The organism is Haliea sp. E17 (genome assembly GCF_048323675.1).
In the GTDB taxonomy this organism is placed as follows: domain Bacteria; phylum Pseudomonadota; class Gammaproteobacteria; order Pseudomonadales; family Halieaceae; genus Mangrovimicrobium.
The window spans coordinates 350006-373397 of record NZ_JBLWFK010000003.1 but is presented as its reverse complement, the minus strand read 5'-3'; the positions used below and the strand labels follow the sequence as shown (position 1 = coordinate 373397).

Below are 23392 nucleotides of genomic sequence, written 5' to 3'. Positions count from 1 at the left end.
GACTGTGGAGAAATTGTGAGCGAGATTCGAGCAATCCGCGGGATGAACGACATCCTGCCGGATGAGACAGTGACCTGGCGCTACCTGGAAAGCACCGTCGCCAGCGTGCTGGGCAGTTACGGCTACGGCGAAATCCGCATGCCCATCGTCGAACAGACCGACCTGTTCAAGCGCTCGATCGGTGAAGTCACCGATATCGTCGAAAAGGAAATGTACACGTTTCCCGACCGCAACGGCGAGAGCCTGACCCTGCGGCCCGAGGGCACCGCGGGCTGCGTGCGCGCAGCCATCCAGAACGGCCTGCTGAACACCCCGCGGCGCCTGTGGTATTGCGGCCCGATGTTCCGCTACGAGCGTCCGCAGAAGGGCCGCCAGCGGCAGTTCCACCAGATTGGCGTGGAGTCCTTCGGCATCGCGACGCCGGATATGGACGCCGAGGTCATCCTGATGAGCGCGCGCCTCTGGCAGCGCCTCGGCATCGCCGACAACGTGCGGCTGGAGCTCAACTCCATTGGCAGCTCGCAGTCCCGCAGCGCCTACCGCGAAGCCCTGGTGGGCTATCTGCGGGCGCGCTTCGACGAGCTGGACGAGGACAGCCAGCGCCGCATGGACAGCAATCCCCTGCGTATACTCGACAGCAAGAACCCCCAGACCCAGTCGCTGCTGGACGGGGCGCCGTCGCTGGCGGACTACCTCGACGAGAGCTCCGCGGCGGACTTTGCCCGCCTGCGGGAACTGCTGGACGCCGCTGGCGTCAGTTACAGGGTGAATCCGCGGCTGGTGCGTGGACTCGACTACTACAACAACACGGTGTTCGAGTGGGTCACCGAGAGCCTTGGCGCCCAGGGCACGGTCTGTGCCGGCGGCCGCTACGATGGCCTGGTGGAGCAGCTGGGCGGTAAACCGGTGCCCGGCGTCGGCTTCGCGATGGGGGTGGAGCGCCTCACCCTGTTGCTGGAAGCGGTGGGTGTGCAGCCGCCCGCGCCGCCGGAAGCGGATATCTACCTGGTCAGTTTCGGTCCCGCCGCGGAGTGCGCCGCGCTGGTGGCCGGGGAAAACTTGCGCGAGCTCTTCCCGGGCCTCAGAATCGTGCAGCACGCTGGCGGCGGCAGTTTTAAAAGCCAGATGAAAAAAGCCGACCGCAGTGGCGCGCGAATCGCGCTGATCTGGGGTGAGGATGAAGTTGCCGCCGGCAACGTTACGCTGAAACACCTGCGCGACGACAGCGCAGAAGGCCGGCCGGGGCAACTGACGGTCGCCGCAGCCGAGCTGGCGCAGACGCTGGCCGGCTTGCTGGCGGACGGGAATCAATAAAGAGGAATACAGCGAAGTGGAAACTTATCGTACCGAAGAGGAGCAGGTCGAGGCGCTCAAGCGCTGGTGGGTCGAAAACGGCCGCTCGACCATCACTGCCATCATTTTCGCGCTGGCCGTGGGCTTCGGTTGGCAGGGCTGGCAGAAGTATGGAATAGAGAAGGCCCAGGCGGCCTCCAACGCCTACCAGGGCATGTTGCAGAAGTATTCCCAGGCGGACGTCGCCGGTGCCGACGAACTCGCCAACCAGATCAAGACCGACTACGCCGGTTCAACCTACGCGCAGTTTGCGGCCCTGCACCTGGCCCGTGCCGCGGTCGAGGGCGGCGACCTGGTGGCGGCGGAATCCGAATTGCGCTGGGCTGCCGACAAGGCGGACAAGGACAGTGAAGTCTACCGTGTCGCCCAGCTCCGGCTGGCCCGTGTGGTGGCAGCGCGGGGTGACGCCGAGGGCGCGCTGGGCATACTCGACAGCACCAGCCCCGGCAGTTTCCAGGCCGCCTACCAGGCGGTGCGCGGCGACATCCTGATGCAGCAGGGCGACAAGGCCGCGGCGAAAGAGGCCTATAGCAGCGCCCTGATGCTCTCTTCCGCTGGTGGTGAGCCGGTGAATACCGCGCTGCTGCAGGAGAAGCTGCAGGCCCTGAGCCCCGAGCCGCCGCAGCCGGTGTCTGTGACTGGCGGTATGGAGGCAGCGCTCCCCGCAGAGTCTCCGGCGGCCGATGGCGAATCCAGCAGCGCGGAGGAGCCCTGAGTGAAGCAGATGCTCCGCGTTTTTCTCGGCCTGGTGCTGCTCAGCCAGCTTGCGGCCTGTAGCACCATCGGCGGCTGGTTCAGCAGCGACGACGAAGACCCCACCGCCCCGGCGGAACTGGTCGACATCGACGAGACAGTCAAGATTCGCAAACTCTGGTCGGTCGGTATTGGCGATGGCCAGGGCGATGGCCTGTACAAGCTGCAACCGGTAATCGACGGCGACCGGATCTACGCGGCCTCCACCGACGGTGAGGTCTACGCCATCAGCCGGGAGCGCGGGAAAAAGCTCTGGGACGCCGACCTCGACATGTCGCTGTCCGGTGGCGTCGGTGTCTCCGGCGATGCGCTGTTTGTCGGCAGCAGCGATGGCACGGTGCTGAAGCTGTCCGCAGACGGCGGCGACATCCTCTGGAGCGCGCGCCTGCACGGTGAAGTCCTGGCCCCGCCGCAGAGCAACGGCCGGGTGGTCGTGGTGCAGACCTACGACGGCAAACTGCAGGGTCTGGACTTCGACAGCGGCGAACGCCTGTGGACTTACGACAGCGATGTACCGGTGCTGACCATTCGCGGCACCAGCACGCCGGTCATCAACGGCGATGCGGTCTACGCGGGCTTTGCCAACGGCCGGGTGGTCGCCTTTGATATCGACAGTGGCGGCATTCTGTGGGAAGCCCGGGTGGCGATACCCCAGGGCCGCTCGGAAATCGACCGCATGGTGGATATCGACGGCAGTATGGCGCTGGTCGGCAGCGAACTGTTTGCCGCCAGCTACCACGGCAGGCTGGTGGCTATCGACGTGGCTTCCGGGCGGCGCACCTGGCAGAAGGACATCTCCTCCTGGTCCGGAGTTTCCCAGGGCTTCAACAATGTCTATGTGGCCGACGAGGATGGTACCCTGAACGCGTTCTACCGCAACGGACAGGGCCTGCGCTGGCAGCAGGGCGCCCTGGCCTATCGCGGCCTCTCCCGGCCCACGCCGGTGAGCAGTTACGTGGCGGTGGTGGATTTTGACGGTTACCTGCACCTGGTCTCCCAGGTGGACGGTGAATTCGTCGGCAGGGACCACATCGGCGGCGACGGCGCCCGTGCCGACATGCTCTCCGACGGCAATGTACTCTACGTGTTCACCAACAAGGGCACGTTGGCGGCTTACGAGGTCAGCGCACGCAACTGATGCTACCGGTTATCGCCCTGGTAGGGCGCCCCAATGTCGGCAAGTCCACACTGTTCAACCAGCTTACCCGCAGTCGCGACGCCCTGGTTGCGGACTACCCCGGCCTGACCCGGGACCGCAAGTACGGCGAGGCGCGCATCGGCGAACGCCCCTTCGTGGTCATCGACACCGGCGGTATCAGCGGCGAGGAGGAGGGCATCGATTCGCAGATGGCGGGGCAGTCCCTGCAAGCCATCGAGGAAGCCGATGCCGTCCTGTTCATGGTGGATGCGCGGGACGGCCTGAGCGCCACGGACGCGGCGCTCGCCCGGCACCTGCGCCAGCGCAACAAGTCCTTTCACCTGGTGGTGAACAAGATCGACGGCATCGACGAAACCCTGGCACTGGGGGATTTCTACTCCCTGGGCGTCGATTCGATGTTCGCCATTGCCGCCAGCCACGGCCGCGGCGTCCGCGCGATGATCGACAGCGTGCTCGCCGCGTTCCCGCTCCCCGAGAGTGACGAGGAGGAGCAGAAGGACCGCTTCGCCAGCACCCGGGTGGCAATCGTCGGGCGGCCGAATGTCGGCAAGTCCACCCTGGTGAACCGCCTGCTGGGCGAGGAACGGGTGGTGGTCTACGACCAGCCCGGCACCACCCGCGACAGCATCTATATCGATTACCAGCGCGACGGGCGCGAATACACCCTGATCGATACGGCGGGTGTGCGCCGGCGCAAAAACGTCAAGGAGACGGTGGAGAAGTTCTCCATCGTCAAAACCCTGAAGGCGATTGACGACGCCAACGTCGTGATACTGGTGATGGATGCCCACGAGGGCCTGGTCGACCAGGACCTGCACCTGCTGGGTCACTGTGTGGAGGCCGGCCGGGCGCTGGTTATCGCGGTAAACAAGTGGGACGGGTTGCAACCGGACCAGCGGGACTGGATTCGCAGCGAACTGGAGCGGCGCCTGGTATTCGCCGACTACGCGGACCTGCACTTTATTTCCGCCCTTCACGGCAGTGGCGTCGGCAACCTGTACAAGTCGATCGATGCCGCTTACCAGGCGGCAACCCGCAAGCTCTCCACCAACCTGCTGACCCGCATCCTTGAGGGCGCGGTGGCGGAACATGCGCCGCCGATGTCCAATGGCCGGCGGATCAAGCTGCGCTATGCCCACGCCGGAGGCCAGAACCCGCCGCTGATCATCATCCACGGCAACCAGACCGGCAAGGTGCCGGCCAGTTACCATCGCTACCTGGAAAAGACCTTCCGCCGCGAGCTCAAGCTCAGCGGCACTCCCGTGCGTATCGAGTTCCGGACGTCGGAAAACCCCTACGCCGAGAAACGCAACAAGCTCACCCAGCGCCAGGTACAGCGCAAACGGCGCATGATGGCCCACGTGAAGAAGAACAAGAAGAAATAACACCTGCGGGCGCCGGCAGGGGTCCGCGATTTAATTTTAACTCTCTGATTTTAAGGGGAAATAAAATATTTCCCGGGGATTGCTTGCGCTCTTTGGATATGGTGTTATAGTTATGTATAACACTAGATCAACAGGGTAGGGACAATGTACATCAAACCGAGAAGACAGGTGCTGTTTCATCGCAGTGATCGTGTCGTGGTGCATGTGGGCCTGTTCGTGCTTTGCCTGATGCTCGGCGTTCTGGGGCTGGGACTTTCGGCCCTGTGGTGCCTGGTGCCGGCAGCGGGACTGGTTGAATTGCTTTCACTGGTGTCGCCCCACGGGACGGCGTGGAGGCTGTGACGGTGGCTGGAGTCATGAGGTTCGCGGTAGTGTGCCTGCTGCTCGGTGCCCCCGTGGCGGGGCAGGCGGCGACGGGTTCTCCCATCGTCGTGGAGCAACTGCTGGCACAGGTGGTCGAGTGCTTTGGCAGCTTCGGCCGGCTGGGCGGGGAATCGGCCTATCTCTCCGCGTCCATGGTAGCGCCCCAGGTAGAGCGCCTGTTCTCGCTGCGCGCGGTGTTCGGGGTCCTGGGCACCGGGCTGCTGACTGCCGCTTTTATCGCACCCACCGCCCTGCTGGCGGACTGGGGCATGCGTCGCCGCAGTGACAAGTCTGCCGGCGAGGCGGATGCCTGAGCTTTCAAACAAGGAATCAACTATGAAGAAGTGGATTGTCGGGATGTGCGTTGCGCTGGCAAGTGTCGCTTCCCAGGCTGGAACACTGCAGGTGGACAGGCTGGATGGCGTCCACGAGGTGCAGGTTTTTGGCGGTGTCGAGGTCGAAATCAGCCAGGGCGACAGCGCGGAGATGCTGATCAGGGGCAGTGACGACGCGCTGCAGAAGGAACCCTTCTATGTGCGCGGCGACACCCTGGTACTGGGAGTTTCCCGGCAATACCCCGACAGCAGTTTCGCCGGGGTGAAATACAAGCTGACCGTGCCACAGTTGCGGGAAATCCGTATTGCGGGCAGCGGCGATGTCTATGTGCGGCCCTTCACTGTCGACGATCTCGATGTGCGCATCGACGGGTCCGGCGACGTCCGCCTGTTCGCCCTGAACGCGGATTCCGCCAACCTGTTTGTCTCGGGCTCCGGTAACGTGCAACTCGCCGAAGCGGAGCTCGGGGACCTGGAAATGCTGATTTCCGGCTCCGGCGACATCGCACTGGGCGAAGTCGCTGTCAACCGGGTCGAGGCTACCATTACCGGTTCCGGGGATATCAGTATCAAGAGTGCGACCCGTGCGGCGAAGGACCTGGAGATCAAGATCATCGGCGGCGGCGATGCGGACCTGTCGCCGCTGGATGGCGAGGTCGCGGAAATCAAGATTATCGGTTCCGGCGATGTGCGGGTCGGTGCGGTGGGTCAGCTCGAAGTGTCCATCGTCGGCAGCGGCGATGTCTACTACGCTGGCAAGCCGGATATCGACCAGACGGTCATCGGTTCCGGCGACCTCAAGCGTCGCGACTGAGCCGGGGGATTTCCGCTTGAGCGTGGAATGGAACGACAGCCAGCCGATCTATCGCCAACTGCGCGACCTGGTCGCCCGGCGCATCATGGACGGCACTTTCCCCGAGGGAGAGGCGGTGCCATCGGTGCGCCAGGTGGCGGCAGACTACCAGATCAACCACCTCACCGTGGGCAAGGCCTACCAGGAACTGGTCGATGCGGGTCTGCTGGAGAAGCGCCGCGGCCTGGGCATGTTCGTGCGCGGTGGCGCACGCAACGCACTGACCAGTGATGAAAAACAGCGATTCATCGAGGAGGAACTGCCGGCATTCCTGCAGCGGGCCAGCGTCCTCGGCATTGGCAGGCGGGAACTGGTGGAACTGGTGCAACAGGATAGTGGAGAGGACTGATGGGTAATATTGTCGAAGCGAAAGGACTGACGCGACGCTTCGGAGATCTGCTCGCCGTCGATCACGTGGATTTCAGCATCCCCGCCGGCGCGGTGGTGGGACTGATCGGCCCCAACGGCGCGGGCAAGACCACGCTGCTGCGCTCCCTGCTCGGGCTGGCCGATTACCAGGGCGATCTCGAGGTATTGGGGCTGGTGCCGCGGCGCGAGCGGGCACGGCTGATGCAGGAGGTCAGCTTTATCGCCGATACCGCGGTGCTGCCGCGCTGGGCCCGGGTCGGCGAATTGCTCGACTATACCGAGGGGGTTCACCCGCAGTTCGACCGGCAACGCGCCGAGCGTTTCCTCAGCACCACCGACGTCACGCCGAAGCGCAGGGTTCGCGATCTCTCCAAGGGCATGATGGTGCAGCTGCACCTCGCCCTGGTGATGTCGATCGACGCCCGCCTGCTGGTGCTGGACGAGCCCACCCTGGGCCTCGACCTGCTGTTCCGTAAGCGCTTTTACGAGCAACTGATGACCGACTACTACGACGAGGAGCGCACTATCGTGATTTCCACCCACCAGGTGGATGAAGTCCAGCACATCCTCACCGATGTCATGTTCATCAATCGCGGCAAGCTGGTACTGTCGCGCTCGATGCAGGATATCGAGGAAAACTTCGTCCAGCTCAACGCGGTCGGCGGGGCGGTGGACAAGGCCCTGTCGCTGCCCCACCTGGGTTCGCACAGCATCCTGGGCGGCCGGGCCATTATCTTCGAAGGGCTCGAGCGGTCGACGCTGGCCCCCCTGGGTGAATTGCGCACGCCGTCGATCTCCGACCTGTTCGTCGCCATGGTGGGAGGTGACAACTAATGCCAGTGACTCGCAACCAGCGGCTCTTCACACTCGTCATGCGTGAATTGCAGGAATACCGCGTCTCGCTGCTGTGGACGCCGTTGATCGTCGCCGGCCTGTTCACGCTCCTGATGCTGGTCGCCATTGTCATAGGCACCCGGGTGGCGGCCGTCGGTGACGGCGTGTTCGAGATGATGGTGACCCAGGGTGACTCTATCCATCCGGCAATCACTATCCACCTCGATGACGACGAAGTGATCCACGTCGTCCCGGATGCGCCCGCGCCGCCGCTGCCCGTCGATGAGGACCGGGAACTGGAGATGGTGGCGCCGCCAGCCCCGATCCCCGACGACGAGTGGAACTTCTCCCGGGAATGGCACTTCAAGCCGGATATCAGTAGCAGCAGCGAGCAGTACCAGACCGAGTTCAGTGGTGTGCATCGCCTGCTGGGCCTGCCGCACCTGGTGCTGCTGGTGGTGCTGGTCGTCGTCTCGGTCAACTACCTGCTGGGCTCGCTGTTCAACGACCGCAAGGACCGCAGCATCCTGTTCTGGAAATCGATGCCGGTGTCCGAATGGGAGGAAGTGCTGACCCGTTTCGCGATTGCCATGCTGGTGGCGCCGGCGATCTATATCGGCATCTCCATGGTCCTGCAGATCGTGCTGGTCCTGCTGGGTATGCTGTTGGCCTGGCGGGTCGGCGCCGACCCCTGGGGCGATGTCCTCAACAATATCCAGTTCTTGCAGCTGTTCGTGCAGCAGGTGGGCGGCTGGATCCTGACCGCCCTGTGGATCGCTCCCTGCTACGGCTGGCTGCTGCTCGCCTCGAGCTGGGCGAAGCGCACTCCTTCGTTTGTCGCCATAGTCCCGCTGGCGGTGGTGGTGATCGGCGAGCTGATGCTGTTTGGCAGCGTCGTGGTCGCGGGCGCGGTGCAGCGTCACCTGCCCGGGTTTGTCGGCGGCGAGAGCCAGGCGGACTTCGTCTTCGATGCGGCCTACTGGGCGGCATTTGACTGGCTGGGGCTGCTGCTCGGCCTGGTATTTGCTGCGGCGACACTGGCCGCTGCGGTATGGTTGCGGCGCTATCGATTTGAAATCTGAGCCGTCTCCCGCGCCGTCTCCCCGGCGGGGCCGTTTCGGCCCCGGGCTGCTGGTCGCGGCCGCGTTCATCGGCCCGGGTACGGTGACCACCGCCAGCGTGGCCGGTGCGAGTTTCGGTTACGCCCTGCTCTGGGCCCTGGTGTTTTCGGTGATTGCGACCATTGTGCTGCAGGAGATGGCCGCGCGGGTCGGCCTGGTGAGCGGTCGGGGACTGGGCCAGGCGCTGCGCGACAGCCTCTCCGGAAGCTGGCTCGCCGGCCCGGCCATCGCGCTGGTGGTCGCGGCGGTCGGTTTTGGCAACGCGGCCTACCAGGCGGGCAACCTGACCGGCGCAGCGCTCGGCCTGCAGGGGCTCGGCAGCTGGGACAGCCGCCTGTGGATTGTGCTGGTCGGTATTCTCGCCGCGCTGTTGCTGGCCAGCGGCCGCTACCAGCTGATTGAGAAAGCGCTGGTTGTCCTGGTGCTGGCGATGAGCGCGGTATTCATTACCACGTTCCTGATGCTCTCCCCGGACCTCGGCGACATGCTGCGCGCGGCCGTCACACCGACGCTGCCCGCGGGCGCGACCCTGACCGTGCTGGCGCTGATCGGGACCACGGTCGTTCCCTACAACCTTTTCCTGCACGCCAGCGCCGTCCATGCGAAGTGGGGTGATGCGGCCGACACCGATGCCGCGCTGCGCGCGGCGCGCCAGGATACGGGCCTGTCGGTGATGGTCGGCGGGGCGGTGACGCTGGCTGTGATGGGCACCGCTGCCGCGGCGTTCTACGGCACTGGCGCGGCGGTCAGCGCCGCGAGCATGGCACAGCAACTGGAACCCCTGCTGGGCCCCGCGGCCCGCTACTGCTTCGCGGTGGGCCTGTTTGCCGCGGGGCTGAGCAGTGCAGTGACCGCACCGCTGGCTGCCGCCTATGCGGTCTGCGGTGTGCTGGGCTGGGGAACGCAGCTCAGGTCGCGGCGGTTTCGCGCGGTATGGATGGCCGTCCTCGCCAGCGGGCTGCTGTTTGCACTGCTGGGCACCAGCCCGATTGCCGCGATCCTGTTCGCCCAGGCGGCCAACGGCCTGCTGCTGCCGGTCTGCGCGATTTTCCTGCTCTGGGTGATGAACCGCTCCCCGGCACTGGGACGCTATCGCAACGGCTGGCCCAGCAACCTCGCCGGGGCGGTGGTCGTGCTGGTCACCTTGGGCCTCGGGCTGGTGAAGATCCTCGGTGTCCTGCGGGTGCTCTAGTTTCCCGCAAGCTCCCGCCTATTTCACGACGCCCAGGGCAACCTGCTGTTCCAGTTGCTCATCCGACATTCCCAGCAATTCCCTGAAAACGTAGCCGTTGTGTTCCCCCAGGTCGGGCGCGCCGTGGCAGACAGTGACCGGGTGGCGCAGCAGTCGCCAGGGGGCGGCGATCACCGGGCGCTGTCGGCCATCGCGGTGACTGACCTGGCAGTAGGTGCCGCGCTGCCACAGCCAGTCCTCCCCGACCAGCGCCCGCGTGTCCAGGCTCGCAGCGGCGGCCACGCCTGCGGCGCGTAACGCGCCAGCCAGTTCGCCTGCGTTCCATTCCCGGGTGTACTCCCCGAGTGCCGCGTCGATGGCCTTGCGCGCCTGCTGCCTGCCGGCGAGGGACTTGAATTGCGGCTCCGCGGCGAGGTCCTGTGCACCGAGCAGTGCACAGAGGCTGTTCCAGGCGGCGTCGCTGTCCACGGCCAGGCTGAGCCAGGCGCCGTCGCGGCAGGGGTAGCAGCCGTGGGGGGCCATGTCCGGGTGATAATTCCCGGGCGAGGTCGGGAAGTCGCCGGACACGGCGAAGGCGAGCAGGCTGTCGCCGATCATGCTCGACATCACTTCGACGGCAGAGAGATCCACGAATTGACCCTCGCCGCTGCGCCGGGCGTGTACCAGTGCGATCACCGCGCCAAAGGCCGCCGCCGCACCGACGGTGGCATCCCCGTAGCGCATGTTCATACCGCAGGGCGGCTGGCCCTCGTAGCCGACCATCTGCGAGAGGCCGCCGAGGGCCGCGAAGGAGGGGGCGAAGCCGGTCTGGAAGCCCAGTGGGCCGTCGTTGCCGAACATCTTGATCGAGGCGGCGACGATGTCGGGGCGGATGGCGCGCAGGCTGTCGAAGTCCAGACCCATGCCGGCCATGACGCCGGGGCGCAGGTTGTCGAGGACGATGTCGCTGCGGGCGACCAGCGCACGCAGGTGGTCGAGGCCCTCGGCGGTTTTCATGTTGATCTGGACGCTGAGGACTTCCGGGTTGAGGCAGAGGAAGTAGGGTGCGCTATTGATGTCGGTGCCGCCGTAGGCGCGCATCTCGTCGAGCTTGCTTTCGCTCTCGACCTTGATTACCTCCGCACCGAGCAGGGCCAGCAGTTTGCCGGCATAGGGGCCCGCCCAGACCTTGGTCAGTTCGAGCACCCGGACCCCCGCCAGGGGGCCGCCGCGGCGGTGGCAGCAGGTATCCCGGCCAGGTGCGGCGGTTTCCCGCAAGGCCTGTCGTCCCGGCTCGCGCTGCCAGGCCGACGGGTCGCAGCGCAGCTCCCCCAGCGCGGGCGCCGGATGCCGCAGTGCGACCGGCGTTGCGCTCATCCGGTAGGGTGCGGTGGGAAAATCGACTACGCCTGTACCGGGCAGCGCCAGCGGCTGGAAAAACCCGCGGTGGCGGAACTGCACCGAGTGGAGAACGTCCTCGGCGTGGTTGAGCGGGGCGAAAGGGATGCCCAGTCGCTGGGCCTCCTGGTAGGTTTCCTCCTTGCCCTTGTCGGCGATCCAGCGGGCGAAATTCTCGCGAAAGCAGGCCACCCGCTCGTCGCTGAGGCCGAACTCCAGCCAGTCCTCGGGGAAGTCCTCCATCCAGCGGGGCTGGTCCATCAGCTGGCCGAGCGCGCGCCAGTGCTGGGCGGTGGTCATGAACAGGAACAGGTAGCCATCGCGGCACGCGAAGGAGGCGGCGGGACCGCCCATCTCGAAGGCATCGCGGCGCTCGGAGAGCGGCTCTTCCCCGGCCAGGTTGCGCCCCAGCACGGTATCCGCGCGGGAGACCATCACATCCCGCTCGGCGATGTCTATGAACTCGCCGGTGCCACTTTCCAGCTGGCGCAGCAGGGCAGCGGCGGTGCACAGCGCCGCGTCCAGGCCGGCCTCGTAGTCCACCAGGAAGCGCCCGGCGGCCTGCAGGGGCGGTTCATCGGCATCGGCGTTGCCCGGCGTGTGGTAACCCCAGCCGCTGCTGTGAAACACGTTCAGGCTGTGGGCGGGCAGCCACGCCTCCGGGGCTTCGCTACCGTAGGGGGTGATGTGGCAGAACACCAGCGACGGATAGTCGCGGGCGAGGGTTGCGGCATCCAGCCCGCGTTGCCGCAGCCACTGGCCGGGGTGGTCGTCGATGACGATATCGGCAGCGGCCACCAGCGCGTGCAGTTGCCGGACGCCGGCCTCGTCGTCGAGGTCCAGCGGCAGTGACGATTTATTGGTGTTGAGGTAGCTGAACAGCAGGCTTCCGCCGCCCGCGGTGGCAAACGGGCCGAACTGGCGGGTCGGGCTGCCGCGGCCGGGGCGCTCGATTTTCACCACCTCCGCGCCGAAATCCGCCAGTAACTTGCCACAGTATTCCCCGCAGGGGCGTTCACTCAGTTCGACGATCCGGATACCCGAAAGTGCACTCATCCAGACAACTCCCAGTCTAATTATCAGTATTTGTGAGACTTATAGTCGCTGCATATCCTCGCAGTGTTGGGCAAAAGGTCAAGTAAAACGGGACCTTGGAAGATTTCGACCCTAAATTCCCCAAATGAATAGCAGGTATGATTCCCATATATTTCATTTATGCAGGTCGCAGTTCTATGATTCGCCCCGAACTCCAGCCGGGACCTGCTTCCGGCGCGGGCACCGAGTCACACAGTCTTAACGGAGCAAGACCATGTCTCTTTACCAGAACGATATCGCCGAGATCACCCGCCTGCGCGACCAGCAGGGCAGCCCCTGGGAAGCTATCAGCCCCGAGTACGCCGCCCGCATGCGCGCCCAGAACCGTTTCCGCACCGGGCTGGATATTGCCCGTTACACCGCGGCCATCATGCGCAAGGACATGGCTGAGTATGACGCTGACAGCGCCCAGTACACCCAGTCACTGGGCTGCTGGCACGGCTTCATCGGCCAGCAGAAACTGATTTCCATCAAGAAGCACTTCAACAGCACCGACAAGCGTTACCTCTACCTGTCCGGCTGGATGATCGCCGCCCTGCGTTCCGAGTTCGGTCCGCTGCCCGACCAGAGCATGCATGAAAAGACCTCGGTACCGGCGTTGATTGAAGAGCTCTACACCTTCCTGCGCCAGGCCGACGCCCGCGAACTGGGTGGCCTGTTCCGCGCTCTCGACGCCGCGCGCGCCGCGGGCGATGAAGTCAAGGCCAAGGACCTGCAAAACCAGGTCGACAACTTCCAGACCCACGTCGTCCCGATCATCGCCGACATCGACGCCGGTTTCGGCAACGCCGAAGCGACCTACCTGCTGGCGAAGAAAATGATCGAGGCGGGCGCCTGCGCCATCCAGATCGAGAACCAGGTTTCCGACGAGAAGCAGTGCGGCCACCAGGACGGCAAGGTCACCGTGCCCCACGAGGACTTCCTCGCCAAGATTCGTGCCGTGCGCTACGCCTTCCTCGAACTGGGTGTCGACGACGGTATCATTGTTGCGCGCACCGACTCCCTGGGCGCCGGCCTGACCAAGCAGATCGCCATCACCCACGAGGTGGGCGACCTGGGCGACCAGTACAACAGCTTCCTCGACATGGAAGAACTGGACGCCGCCGACATGAACCACGGCGATGTGATCATCAACTACCACGGCAAGCTGGTGCGTCCCAAGCGCCTGCCGTCCAACCTCTACCAGTTCCGCAAGGGCACCGGTGAGGACCGCGTGGTTCTCGACTGCATCACTTCCCTCCAGGAGGGCGCCGACCTGCTGTGGATCGAGACCGAGAAGCCCCACGTCGGCCAGATCGCCAGCATGGTCAACCGTATCCGCGAAGTCGTGCCCAACGCCAAGCTGGTGTACAACAACAGCCCGTCCTTCAACTGGACCCTCAACTTCCGCCAGCAGGTCTTCGACGCCTGGAGTGAAGCCGGCAAGGATGTCTCTGCCTACAACCGTGGCAACCTGATGAGCGAAGAGTACGACGCGACTGCACTGGCCGCCGAGGCGGATGAGCGAATCCGTACCTTCCAGGCGGACGCGGCACGCGACGCGGGGATCTTCCACCACCTGATCACCCTGCCGACCTACCACACCGCGGCCCTGTCTACCGACAACCTGGCCAAGGAGTACTTCGGCGAGCAGGGCATGCTGGGCTACGTGGCTGGCGTGCAGCGCAAGGAAATCCGCCAGGGTATCGCCTGCGTCAAGCACCAGAACATGGCCGGTTCGGACATGGGCGACGACCACAAGGAGTACTTCGCCGGGGAAGCGGCGCTGAAAGCGGCGGGCAAGGACAACACGATGAACCAGTTCGGTTGATCAGCCGGTAACAGGAAAAAGGGCGGGTATTCCCCGCCCTTTTTTTGCCTGCATCAGGCGCATGCACCACACTGTGGCACGTTTAGAAAGATGGACCTAGTTGTTCACCAGGTATTCCTGCAGGAACAGCAGTGTGGCCTGCTGGTAGATGTCGACGTTTTCCTTCTTGGCGTAACCGTGCCCCTCGTTGAGGGCATTCATATACCACACGGGCTGCCCGTGCCTGCGCAGTTCGGCGACGATCTGTTCCGCCTCGGTTACCGGCACCCGGGGGTCGTTCTGGCCCTGGATGACAAACAGCGGAATGGCGATGTCAGCCACGCGATTGAGCGGGCTGATTTTTTCGAAATGGGCGCGCATGGCCGGGTCCCGCTCGTCGCCGTATTCCGCGCGGCGCAGGTCGCGGCGGTAGTTCTGGGTGTTTTCCAGGAACGTGACGAAGTGGCTGATGCCGACAACGTCCACCGCCGCCTGCAGGCGGTCGCTGTAGTGCACCGAACTTGCCAGCACCATGTAGCCGCCATAGCTGCCGCCAAATACCGCGACCCGGTTCTGGTCGAGGTCATCGCGGGTGGCGATCCAGTCCAGCAGCGCGCCGATGTCCTTCACTGAATTTTCCCGCAGGAAACCGTTGTCGAGGTTCTTGTAGGCTTTGCCGTAGCCGGTCGATCCGCGTACGTTGGGGACGACCACGGCGACCCCCAGCTTTTCCAGCCACATCTGGTAGGTCGAGCTGAAATAGGGCCGCGACTGCGCTTCGGGACCGCCGTGAATGGAGATGACCACCGGGTGCGGGCCGGGGCCCCTGGGTTTGTAGACCCAGGCGGGGATTGAGGCGGGGCCGCCGCTGTCGGAGTCAAAGGTGGGGAAGCGCACCAGCTCCGGCTCGATGAACGTATTGCTGTCCAGCCCGCCGACTTCGCTATAGGTCCAGCGGGTGAGTTCGCCGGCTTGCAGCGGTTTGCTGCCGAGGGACAGGACAAAAGCATCCGAGGGGGTTTGCGGTGTATTGAGGGTGATGGCGAGCTTGCGGCCGTCGGGGCTGAAACCGGCGGTGATGGCAACACCGGTGGGTAGGCCTTTTACCGGAGCGAACTTGCGCGTGGCCGTGTCGAGCAGGTAGAGACGGGAAAAACCGTTCTCGTTGACCGCAAAGGCGCCCCGCTTGCGGTCTGCACTCAGGATCATCTCTTCCACGTCCCAGTCGATAGCGCCGCTGACGATTTCAGGCTGTGCATTTTCCTCCATAGATTGCCAGACCAGCTGCTGGTAATCGCCCGCGGCGTCACTGACATACCAGAAGCCATTGCCAGCGTCGTCGAAGGCGATCGGGGTGTTGCTGCTCGGCCGGGTGTCGCTGCCGGCGAGGCGGCGCAGTGTGCCGGAGGCGATATCCAGCGCATAAATGCGGGATTCGGAGTTGCCGAGGTATTGCTGCAGCAGCAGGGACTTGTTGTCCGCGGAAAAATCCATCGCGGCCCACTGGCTGCCGTCCCCGGCCTGCATGACCATCCGGGCATTTCCGGGCTGCGCGGTGTCCATCAGCCAGATGTCATTGGAGGCGCCGTTGCGGCGGGTGCTGTAGTAGGCGATCTGCTTGCCCGCCCGGTCCCAGACGACTCCCCCGTTGCGCGATTCACCGTCGGTCAGCAGAACCGGGTCTGCGCCGGTGCCGGGTTCCAGCAGGAATATCTGCGCAAACTCGCTGCCGCCCGCGTCGCGGGTAAACGCGAGTTGCCGGCCCCCGGGCTGGCGTGCGACCTCGCCCACCGGTTCGTTAAAAAAGGTCAGTTGCCGGCGCGCACCACCGGGCTGGTCGACCCGGTGGATCTGGGGTACCTCGGCGAAACGGGTGGCGATATACATGGACTGGCTATCCGCAGTCCAGTCTAGGAAGGCCGCGGAGCGTACGTTCTGGTAGCGATTGAGATCCTGGGCCACGCTCTCCGGTATGGCCGGCACATCCTCCATGAGCAACTGGCCGTTATTCGCTTCCCTGCGTTCGATCTCCGCTGCTGCAAGCGCGGGCGTGGCGGTGATCAGGAGGGCTGCGAGAGCCACGGCAGTTCTGGGCATGGGCAATATCCTTGTTGGTGACAGGTCTGGCGCGGAATTCTATCGCAGTAGAACGAAAGGGGCTTACCCCGTCGGGGGGACTTGTCTTTACCCGGGGGCGGGTATAATGCGCAGGTTTTACACAGCGACAGGAAAGGCCGCCGATGAACATACAGCTCCCACCGGGGTATGCTGCAGGCCGTAAGGCTCACGTCGGGCTGTGGGTGGCGCTCAGCCTGCTGCTGTTCGTCCTGGCTGGCTGCTCTCCCGACCCGCAAGACAGTAGTACCAGTGCCGCGCAGCCCCAGTCCAGCCCAGAAACCAGCGCGGACCACATCGCCTGGTTCGAGGGTAACGTGGACGCCGCCTTTCGCGCGGCGAAAGAATCCGGCAAGCCGATATTCCTTTACTGGGGCGCCGAGTGGTGCCCCCCCTGCCATGAACTGAAGGCGACAATCTTCAAACGCCCGGAATTCATTCGCCAGTCGCGACTGTTCGTGCCCGTCTATCTCGACGGCGACACCGAGCGCGCCCAGCAATACGGCGAGCGCTTCGGGGTGATGGGCTACCCGACGGTGATTATCTTCTCGCCCGACGGCGCCGAGATCACCCGTATTCCCGGCGGCATGGACATCCAGCAGTATGTGGGGGTGATGGACCTCGCCCTCGACAGCCTGCACCCGGTCTCCGGCCTGGTGGACGCGCTCAACCGGGGGGAGCCCCTGTCACGGGAGGACTGGCGACTGCTGGCGTTTTACTCCTGGGGACAGGATCGCGGCCGGGCGCTGGGCGAGCGTTCGCTGGCGGAGGTGTCACTGCAGATGGCCGAGGCCTGCCCTGCGGAATTCAGCCTGGAAAAGAGCCTGCTGCAGATGCTGGCGGTGGAAAGCTGGGCGGGCGAGGAAGGCCGCGACCCGGCGCAGCGCGAACGCTTTCGTGGCTGGGTGCTGGCGGTGCTCGGGGATGATGCCCTGAGCAGGGCGAATCTCAATACCTTTGCCTGGTCGAGCGAGAAACTGGTCGTCGCGCTCAGTGAGTCAGACCAGGAGCAGGAGGCCATCGGGGGAGCCATCTACGCGGCACTGGACCGGGTACTGTCCGACAGTGAAGTCAATGTGCTCACCCGCCTCAATGCCCTGTATGGAGAAGCGGACGTGCTGCAGACCCTGTCCCCCGGGTTGCCGGCGGAGCAAAAATCCGCCCTGGTCGCAAAGGGCGCGGCACTGCGCGCGGAACTGGGCGCCTACCAGCAGCACGCCGGCCTCTATTCCCTGGCAGAAACCTATCACCTGATACACGCGGACGCCGAAACCCGCGCCACCCTCGACGCGGGCATGGCGGTGTCCAAACAGCCCTATTATTTCATGGTGGTACTGGCGGATATCGAGCGCGACGAAGGCAATACGGAGCAGGCCCTGAACTGGTACCGCAAGGCCTGGGAAGCCGCCCGCGGCCCGGCTACCCGGGTCCAGTGGGGTACCATCTACCTGCTGGCACTGATCGACCTGGCAGCGGACGACCTGGCGGGCATCGAAGCCACGGGCGATGCGATCCTGGGGGAGATGACCGTTCAGGCTGATGCCCTGCACCAGCGCAATACCCGGCGCATGGAGAGGATCAACACCGCGCTGCAGGAGTGGGTGGCGCAACCCGGCGGAGATTCAGGCGACAGCGCTGGCCGGGCGCAAGTGCTCGCTCACTTCCAGGCCCGGTTGCAGGGTGTTTGCGAGCAGCAGAGCGAGCGCCCCCCGCTGTGCGACAGTCTTGCTGGCGCGGCCGGCGAGCCCGCCGCGACCTAGGCCTGTTTGCCCGTCCCGCCGCCGGTAGCGCACGCTGCGGGGACCCGCGCCTATTTGCGCTGGGACGCCCGGTACCCGCGCGGTGAACTGCCGATCGTCTTGCTGAACAGTCGGGAAAAGTACAGCGGATCCTCGTAACCCAGCTGCCGCGCGATTTCCCCCACGCCCAGTTCAGTGACATCCAGCAGGTGACAGGCCTGCTCCATTTTCATGTGCAGGAAGTGCTTGATCGGCGAATAGCCAGTGAGTTGCTTGTAGCGGTTGGAAAAGTGGTACTTCGACATGTTGGCCACCGCGGCCAGGTCATCGAGGGTTACCGGCTGGTCGAGATGCTCCAGCATGTAAGCCTGCACCTGCTCCAGCGGCAATCCCCCGTGCTGTTGTACCTGGTGTGCGCTTACCTCCTGGGCGATCTGGGTCAGCAGATAGCGCAGCTGGTTGGCGGCGTGGATGAAGGCGCGGGTCGAATAGCCGGTGCGGCGCACTTCCAGCAGGCTGCTAAAGCTGCCGATCAGGGCCGGCGATACCCCGGCATTGACCACGGGACTGCCATCCCGGTATCCCGTGTGCTGCAAAAAGACCCGGGTGCTGGCGCCCTGGAAGTGAACCCAGAAGAGAGTCCAGGGTTCTGCCGGATCCGCCTCGTAGCGGTGTGTCAGCCCCTGGGGCAGCAGGGCGATCTGGCCCGGGCCGAGGTGGCCGGACCACTGCCCGGCGCGCAGGTGGGCCCTGCCCGCAGTGCAATAAAGGATCAGGTTGTCGTCGTGCCGCTCGCGCACCATGCGGTGCCCCGTGGCGCTCGGGTAGTAGCCCATTGCCGTGGGGTAACAGTCCTTGGTTAGCGGGTGACGGGCCAGCTTTTCCACCATGAAGGAGGGGGTGAGAAAGCGTACCCCGGACTCCGGCAGGGGCCATTTCGACGGCGTGCTCATTCGCAATATAGTCCATAAAAATCCCAATTTCGTCAATGCCGGTGGGGTTGCCGCGTGCTAGAATCCCCGCCCACGAAGTGACAAACCCCGTGAGGAAGTGACCATGTCAGAAGAAAAAACCGCCCAGCAGGAAATTGCCGAGATGATCGAGCGCGCCCGGGCGGCGCAGGCCCAGATCGAGAATTACACCCAGGAGCAGGTCGATGAACTGATCACTGCCATGGTATACGCCGTCGCGCGTGACGATCGTGCCGAGGAAATTGCCCGCTTCACCGTCGAGGAAACCCAACTCGGCAACTACGAAGGCAAGTACCTGAAGATCCACCGCAAGACCCGCGCCACGCTCCTGGACATCATCAACGACAAGTCCGTGGGCGTGATCGAGGAACTGCCCGAGCGCAATATCGTCAAGATTGCCAAGCCCGTGGGCGTGGTCGGCGCGCTGTCTCCCTCCACCAACCCGGAGGCCACTCCGGTGATCAAGGCGATCTCCGCAGTGAAGGGCCGCAACGCGATCATCGTCGCCCCGCACCCCCGCGCCAAGCTGACCAACAAGATGATCTGCGACTATATGCGCGAAGCGATCGTCAAGATGGGCGCGCCGGCAGACCTGGTGCAGAGCATCGACGTTCCCTCTATCGAGAAAACCAACGAACTGATGGCCCAGTGCGACCGCGTACTGGCGACCGGTGGTGAAGCCATGGTGACCGCGGCCTACTCCTCTGGCACCCCGGCCCTGGGTGTGGGCGTGGGTAACGCGGTAATCACCGTTGACGATACCGCGAACCTCGACGAGGCGGCGGAGAAAATTCGCATCTCCAAGACCCTGGACCTCGCGGCCTCCTGTTCCTCGGACAACTCCGTGGTGGTTTTCGAATCGGTTTTCGATGAGTTCCTGGAAAAGCTGCTGGCCGAAGGCGGCTACATCATCCAGGGCGACGACAAGGAAAAGCTGCGCAACACCCTGTGGGAAGACGATCACCTGAACGCCAAGGCGGTGGCCCAGTCCGCGGCCAACATCTGCGGCATGGCCGGTATCGACCTGCCGGAAGGCAAGACCTTCCTGATCGTGCCGGAATCCGGCACCGGCGTCGACTACCCCTTCTCCGGCGAGAAGCTGTCCGTCACCATGGCGCTCTACAAGGTCAAGGACATCGATGAAGCCATCGACCTGACCAACCGTATCCAGGCCTACCAGGGGCAGGGCCACAGCTGTGGTATCTACTCCTACAACGACGACAACATCATGAAGCTGGCGCTCAACACCCGCACCTCGCGGGTGATGGTTAACCAGCCGCAGGCGCCCTCCAACAGCGGCAACCTGTGGAACGGCATGCGCCAGACCTTCTCCCTGGGTTGTGGCTCATGGGGTGGCAACTCGGTGAACCACAACATCACCTGGCGCGACCTGATCAACGAGACCTGGGTGTCCAAGCCGCTGGCGGAAACCAAGGTGATCCCCGCCGACGAGGTGCTGTTCGGCAAGGTCCTGGACAAATTCCAGTAAGACCATGGATTTCGCCCTCAGCGAAGACCAGAAGGCCTTTGCGGAAAGCGCAAGGGCTTTCGCCGAGGGGGTGCTCGCCCCCAACGCCGCCGAGTGGGACGCCACGTCCCACTTCCCGGTGGCTGAACTCAAGCAGGCCGGTGAACTCGGGTTCATGGGCATGTATACCCCCGAAGCCGCCGGCGGCCTCGGTATGTCGCGCCTCGACGCGAGCCTGATCGTCGAGGAACTGGCCAAGGGTTGCACCGCGACCACCGCCTTTCTCACCATTCACAACATGGCCACCAGCATGGTGGGCAAGTATGGCTCCGACACCGTGATCGAGGAGTGGTGCCACGACCTGACCATGGGAGTGAAGCTCGCCTCCTACTGCCTGACCGAGCCGGGCGCCGGTTCCGACGCAGGCTCCCTGCGTACTACTGCCGTGCGCGAAGGCGATGAGTACGTGGTCAACGGCTCCAAGGTGTTCATCTCCGGCGCCGGGGAAACCGATGCGCTGGTGGTCATGCTGCGCACCGGGGGCGCGGGTCCCAAGGGGATTACCGCCCTGTTGATCCCGGCGGATGCCGAAGGCGTGAGCTACGGCAAGAACGAGGAAAAGATGGGTTGGAAGTGCCAGCCCACCCGCCTGATCAGCTTCGATAATGTGCGCGTACCGGTCGCCTATCGCCTCGGCGAGGAAGGCCAGGGCTTTGCCATCGCCATGGAAGGACTGGACGGCGGCCGCATCAATATCGCCACCTGTTCCATCGGCACTGCCCAGCAGGCGCTGGAAGAGGCCGTGCAGTACGTGCAGGAGCGCAAGCAGTTCGACAGCGCGATCGCCGACTTCCAGGCCACCCAGTTCCGTCTCGCGGACATGCTCACCGACCTGGTGGCGGCGCGCCAGATGGTGCGGCTGGCGGCGTGGAAACTGGACACGAAAGACGCCCAGGCAACCACCTACTGTGCCATGGCCAAGCGCTTCGCCACCGACAAGGGTTTCGAAATCTGCAACGAGGCCCTGCAGTTGTTCGGCGGCTACGGTTACATCAAGGAATACCCGATGGAGCGCCATGTGCGCGACACCCGGGTGCACCAGATCCTTGAGGGTACCAACGAAATCATGAAAGTCATCGTCTCGCGCCGCCTGTTGATGGAAGGCGCGCTGGAGGTCATCAAATGAGTCTGAGCACTTCGGACAAGCTCAAGCTGGAAATTCGCGGCCACACGGCGTTGGTCACCATCGACAACCCCGCGGCGAATACCTGGGATACCGAGAGCCTGCCGGCGCTGAAAGACCTGGTGGAAAAGCTCAACGCGGAGAAATCCGTGTATGCCCTGGTGCTGACCGGGGCTGGGGAGAAGTTCTTCTCCGCCGGAGCGGACCTCAAACTGTTCGCCGATGGCGACCCCGAAAACGCCGGCCTGATGGGCCGCCTGTTCGGCGAGGCCTTCGAGGCGCTGGCGGATTTTCGCGGCGTATCCATCGCCGCGATCAACGGCTTTGCCATGGGCGGCGGCCTGGAAGTGGCACTGGCCTGCGATATCCGTATCGCCGAGGAACAGGCGGCGCTGGCGCTGCCGGAAGCCAAGGTCGGCCTGCTGCCCTGCGCCGGCGGCACCCAGCGCCTGGCCTGGCTGGCCGGTGAAGGCTGGGCCAAGCGGATGATTCTCTGCGGCGAGCGGGTGAAGGCGCAAAAAGCGCTGGAAATCGGCATCGTCGAGGAAGTCGTTGCCACCGGCAAGGCGCTGGAAACCGCCCTGGCCCTGGCCGAACAGGTGGGCGAGCAGAGCCCGCTGGCGGTAGCCGCTTGCAAGCGCCTGATCCACAGCGGCCGGGATATCGCCCTGGCCCGCGGCCTGGAAGAGGAGCGCCGGGAGTTTGTCGACCTGTTCTCCACCGAGGACCAGCGCGAGGGCGTCAATGCCTTCCTCGAGAAACGCAAGCCCGAATGGAAGAACGCCTGATGAGTGACGCGGTACTGTTCGAGGAGTTGCCGGCCGCCAATGGCGCGATTGGCCGGATCACGCTGAATGTCGAGGCGACCCTCAATTCACTGACCCTGGAGATGGTCGACCTGCTGCAGGACAAGCTCGATGCCTGGGCAGGTGACGCCAACATAGCGGCGGTATTTATCGAGGGGGCAGGGGAAAAGGCTTTCTGCGCGGGCGGCGACGTCCAGGCCCTGCACCGCTCCGCGGTGGAGCAGCCGGGCGGACCCTGCGAATATGCGGAGGCGTTTTTCGAGCGCGAATACCGCATGAACTACACCCTGCATACCTACCCCAAGCCGGTGATCTGCTGGGGCCACGGCATCGTCATGGGCGGCGGCCTCGGGGTGATGGCGGGCTGTTCCCACCGGGTGGTGACCGAGCGCACCCGCATCGCCATGCCCGAAGTGACCATTGCCCTGTTTCCCGATGTCGGCGGCAGCTGGTTCCTCAACCACGCGCCGGGCAAGACCGGTGAATTCCTCGCGCTGACCGGTGCCTCGGTCAACGCGGCGGACGCCATATTCGTCGGCATTGCCGACCGTTTCATCCTGAGCGAACACAAGGACGCGGTAATCAGCGGCCTGTTGCGCAAGGAGTGGACGGCGGATAGCGAACAGAATCACGCCCTGGTGCGCCGGGTGCTGCGGCCCTTTGCCGAACAGAGCCTCGCCGCGTCGCCGGCGGGCCAGGTGGAGCCGCACGCGGCGACCATCGCCCAGTTGCTCGATGGCGACGATATCCACGCTGTGATCGACCAGATCAGCGGGCTGGAAACCGACGATCCCTGGCTGGCGAAGGCCCGCGACAGCCTGGCCCACGGCTCGCCGCTGGCGGCCCTGTGGATTCACCGTCAGTTGCAGGAAACCCGGCACATGGGCCTGGCGGAAATTTTCCCGGCGGAGCTGCAACTGGCGACCAATATCGTTCGCCACCCGGAATTCGCGGAGGGCGTGCGCGCCCTGCTGATCGACAAGGATCGCAACCCGGCCTGGCAGTACGGCAAATCCCGGGAAGTACCGGCGCAAGTGCTGGAGAGCTTCTTCCGGGCGCCCTGGCCCGAAAACCCGCTGGCGGGACTGGCCTGAGCACCGGTCCCTGTGCGGGAGATCGCCGGCGTGCGGTC

Annotated in this window: 20 protein-coding genes; 17 read left to right on the top strand and 3 right to left on the bottom strand. The window is 64.6% G+C overall.

Annotated elements, in window-relative coordinates:
- The first annotated feature begins 15 nt into the window (after positions 1-15).
- The 11 genes from hisS (at position 16) to ACNKU3_RS10205 (ending at position 9717) form a co-directional block, all read left to right on the top strand.
- A complete protein-coding gene (gene hisS, locus ACNKU3_RS10255; RefSeq protein WP_418259362.1) occupies positions 16-1314 on the top strand; it encodes a histidine--tRNA ligase in 1299 nt (432 codons plus the stop codon).
- A 16-nt stretch (positions 1315-1330) separates the two neighbouring features.
- Positions 1331-2068 (top strand): YfgM family protein, encoded by a 738-nt coding sequence (locus ACNKU3_RS10250; RefSeq protein ID WP_418259361.1) that lies wholly within the window; start codon positions 1331-1333, stop codon positions 2066-2068.
- Between the two features lie 9 nt (positions 2069-2077).
- Positions 2078-3244 (top strand): outer membrane protein assembly factor BamB, encoded by a 1167-nt coding sequence (gene bamB, locus ACNKU3_RS10245; protein WP_418259419.1) that lies wholly within the window; start codon positions 2078-2080, stop codon positions 3242-3244.
- Positions 3244-4650, top strand: coding sequence for a ribosome biogenesis GTPase Der (gene der, locus ACNKU3_RS10240; protein WP_418259360.1), 1407 nt, complete (start codon positions 3244-3246; stop codon positions 4648-4650). Before bamB ends, der begins: the two co-directional genes overlap by 1 nt.
- A gap of 144 nt (positions 4651-4794) precedes the next feature.
- Positions 4795-4992 (top strand): hypothetical protein, encoded by a 198-nt coding sequence (locus tag ACNKU3_RS10235; protein WP_418259359.1) that lies wholly within the window; start codon positions 4795-4797, stop codon positions 4990-4992.
- 14 nt (positions 4993-5006) lie between these two features.
- A complete protein-coding gene (locus ACNKU3_RS10230) occupies positions 5007-5327 on the top strand; it encodes a hypothetical protein (protein WP_418259358.1) in 321 nt (106 codons plus the stop codon).
- A 22-nt stretch (positions 5328-5349) separates the two neighbouring features.
- The gene (locus ACNKU3_RS10225; protein WP_418259357.1) at positions 5350-6162 is read left to right on the top strand and encodes a head GIN domain-containing protein; all 813 of its coding nucleotides are present in this window, start codon (positions 5350-5352) and stop codon (positions 6160-6162) included.
- Positions 6163-6184: 22 nt separating this feature from the next.
- A complete protein-coding gene (locus ACNKU3_RS10220) occupies positions 6185-6550 on the top strand; it encodes a GntR family transcriptional regulator (RefSeq protein ID WP_418259418.1) in 366 nt (121 codons plus the stop codon).
- Complete coding sequence (locus tag ACNKU3_RS10215; protein WP_418259356.1) at positions 6550-7404, top strand: ABC transporter ATP-binding protein; 855 nt, start codon at positions 6550-6552, stop codon at positions 7402-7404. Before ACNKU3_RS10220 ends, ACNKU3_RS10215 begins: the two co-directional genes overlap by 1 nt.
- Positions 7404-8486 carry a hypothetical protein gene (locus tag ACNKU3_RS10210; protein ID WP_418259355.1) on the top strand — a complete coding sequence of 361 codons (1083 nt, stop codon included), beginning with the start codon at positions 7404-7406 and terminating at the stop codon, positions 8484-8486. The genes ACNKU3_RS10215 and ACNKU3_RS10210 overlap by 1 nt, the downstream gene beginning before the upstream one ends.
- Positions 8476-9717: an Nramp family divalent metal transporter gene (locus ACNKU3_RS10205; protein ID WP_418259354.1), complete on the top strand. Its 1242-nt coding sequence runs from the start codon at positions 8476-8478 to the stop codon at positions 9715-9717. The genes ACNKU3_RS10210 and ACNKU3_RS10205 overlap by 11 nt, the downstream gene beginning before the upstream one ends.
- An 18-nt stretch (positions 9718-9735) precedes the next feature.
- On the opposite strand, the gene ACNKU3_RS10200 is transcribed toward ACNKU3_RS10205, so the two are convergent.
- Entirely contained in the window at positions 9736-12150 is a 2415-nt protein-coding gene (locus tag ACNKU3_RS10200) for a CaiB/BaiF CoA transferase family protein (RefSeq protein ID WP_418259353.1), read from the bottom strand.
- 253 nt (positions 12151-12403) lie between these two features.
- Here ACNKU3_RS10200 and ACNKU3_RS10195 point away from each other — a divergent pair, with 253 nt between their 5' ends.
- The gene (locus ACNKU3_RS10195; RefSeq protein WP_418259352.1) at positions 12404-13999 is read left to right on the top strand and encodes an isocitrate lyase; all 1596 of its coding nucleotides are present in this window, start codon (positions 12404-12406) and stop codon (positions 13997-13999) included.
- A gap of 96 nt (positions 14000-14095) precedes the next feature.
- On the opposite strand, the gene ACNKU3_RS10190 is transcribed toward ACNKU3_RS10195, so the two are convergent.
- Positions 14096-16075 (bottom strand): S9 family peptidase, encoded by a 1980-nt coding sequence (locus tag ACNKU3_RS10190; RefSeq protein ID WP_418259351.1) that lies wholly within the window; start codon positions 16073-16075, stop codon positions 14096-14098.
- A gap of 143 nt (positions 16076-16218) precedes the next feature.
- On the opposite strand from ACNKU3_RS10190, the gene ACNKU3_RS10185 reads away from it, so the two are divergent.
- A complete protein-coding gene (locus tag ACNKU3_RS10185) occupies positions 16219-17853 on the top strand; it encodes a thioredoxin family protein (RefSeq protein WP_418259350.1) in 1635 nt (544 codons plus the stop codon).
- A 50-nt stretch (positions 17854-17903) separates the two neighbouring features.
- Here the strand turns inward: ACNKU3_RS10185 and ACNKU3_RS10180 are convergent, their stop codons facing one another.
- The gene (locus ACNKU3_RS10180) at positions 17904-18785 is read right to left on the bottom strand and encodes a helix-turn-helix domain-containing protein (protein ID WP_418259349.1); all 882 of its coding nucleotides are present in this window, start codon (positions 18783-18785) and stop codon (positions 17904-17906) included.
- Between the two features lie 103 nt (positions 18786-18888).
- On the opposite strand from ACNKU3_RS10180, the gene ACNKU3_RS10175 reads away from it, so the two are divergent.
- From ACNKU3_RS10175 to ACNKU3_RS10160, 4 genes are read left to right on the top strand one after another with little or no spacing between them, the layout of a single operon-like run.
- Complete coding sequence (locus ACNKU3_RS10175) at positions 18889-20292, top strand: aldehyde dehydrogenase family protein (protein WP_418259348.1); 1404 nt, start codon at positions 18889-18891, stop codon at positions 20290-20292.
- Between the two features lie 4 nt (positions 20293-20296).
- Positions 20297-21457 carry an acyl-CoA dehydrogenase family protein gene (locus ACNKU3_RS10170; RefSeq protein ID WP_418259347.1) on the top strand — a complete coding sequence of 387 codons (1161 nt, stop codon included), beginning with the start codon at positions 20297-20299 and terminating at the stop codon, positions 21455-21457.
- Entirely contained in the window at positions 21454-22242 is a 789-nt protein-coding gene (locus ACNKU3_RS10165) for an enoyl-CoA hydratase (protein ID WP_418259346.1), read from the top strand. The genes ACNKU3_RS10170 and ACNKU3_RS10165 overlap by 4 nt, the downstream gene beginning before the upstream one ends.
- A complete protein-coding gene (locus tag ACNKU3_RS10160; protein WP_418259345.1) occupies positions 22242-23354 on the top strand; it encodes an enoyl-CoA hydratase/isomerase family protein in 1113 nt (370 codons plus the stop codon). The genes ACNKU3_RS10165 and ACNKU3_RS10160 overlap by 1 nt, the downstream gene beginning before the upstream one ends.
- The last annotated feature ends 38 nt before the right edge of the window (positions 23355-23392 follow it).

Bases quoted from the DNA above. Each gene is read 5' to 3' on its own strand.
- bamB (WP_418259419.1), top strand. From the start codon at position 2,078: ATGCTCCGCGTTTTTCTCGGCCTGGTGCTGCTCAGCCAGCTTGCGGCC.
- der (WP_418259360.1), top strand. From the start codon at position 3,244: ATGCTACCGGTTATCGCCCTGGTAGGGCGCCCCAATGTCGGCAAGTCC.
- ACNKU3_RS10235 (WP_418259359.1), top strand. From the start codon at position 4,795: ATGTACATCAAACCGAGAAGACAGGTGCTGTTTCATCGCAGTGATCGT.
- ACNKU3_RS10230 (WP_418259358.1), top strand. From the start codon at position 5,007: ATGAGGTTCGCGGTAGTGTGCCTGCTGCTCGGTGCCCCCGTGGCGGGG.
- ACNKU3_RS10225 (WP_418259357.1), top strand. From the start codon at position 5,350: ATGAAGAAGTGGATTGTCGGGATGTGCGTTGCGCTGGCAAGTGTCGCT.
- ACNKU3_RS10215 (WP_418259356.1), top strand. From the start codon at position 6,550: ATGGGTAATATTGTCGAAGCGAAAGGACTGACGCGACGCTTCGGAGAT.
- ACNKU3_RS10210 (WP_418259355.1), top strand. From the start codon at position 7,404: ATGCCAGTGACTCGCAACCAGCGGCTCTTCACACTCGTCATGCGTGAA.
- ACNKU3_RS10200 (WP_418259353.1), bottom strand. From the start codon at position 12,150: ATGAGTGCACTTTCGGGTATCCGGATCGTCGAACTGAGTGAACGCCCC.
- ACNKU3_RS10195 (WP_418259352.1), top strand. From the start codon at position 12,404: ATGTCTCTTTACCAGAACGATATCGCCGAGATCACCCGCCTGCGCGAC.
- ACNKU3_RS10190 (WP_418259351.1), bottom strand. From the start codon at position 16,075: ATGCCCAGAACTGCCGTGGCTCTCGCAGCCCTCCTGATCACCGCCACG.
- ACNKU3_RS10185 (WP_418259350.1), top strand. From the start codon at position 16,219: ATGAACATACAGCTCCCACCGGGGTATGCTGCAGGCCGTAAGGCTCAC.
- ACNKU3_RS10180 (WP_418259349.1), bottom strand. From the start codon at position 18,785: ATGAGCACGCCGTCGAAATGGCCCCTGCCGGAGTCCGGGGTACGCTTT.
- ACNKU3_RS10175 (WP_418259348.1), top strand. From the start codon at position 18,889: ATGTCAGAAGAAAAAACCGCCCAGCAGGAAATTGCCGAGATGATCGAG.
- ACNKU3_RS10170 (WP_418259347.1), top strand. From the start codon at position 20,297: ATGGATTTCGCCCTCAGCGAAGACCAGAAGGCCTTTGCGGAAAGCGCA.
- ACNKU3_RS10165 (WP_418259346.1), top strand. From the start codon at position 21,454: ATGAGTCTGAGCACTTCGGACAAGCTCAAGCTGGAAATTCGCGGCCAC.
- ACNKU3_RS10160 (WP_418259345.1), top strand. From the start codon at position 22,242: ATGAGTGACGCGGTACTGTTCGAGGAGTTGCCGGCCGCCAATGGCGCG.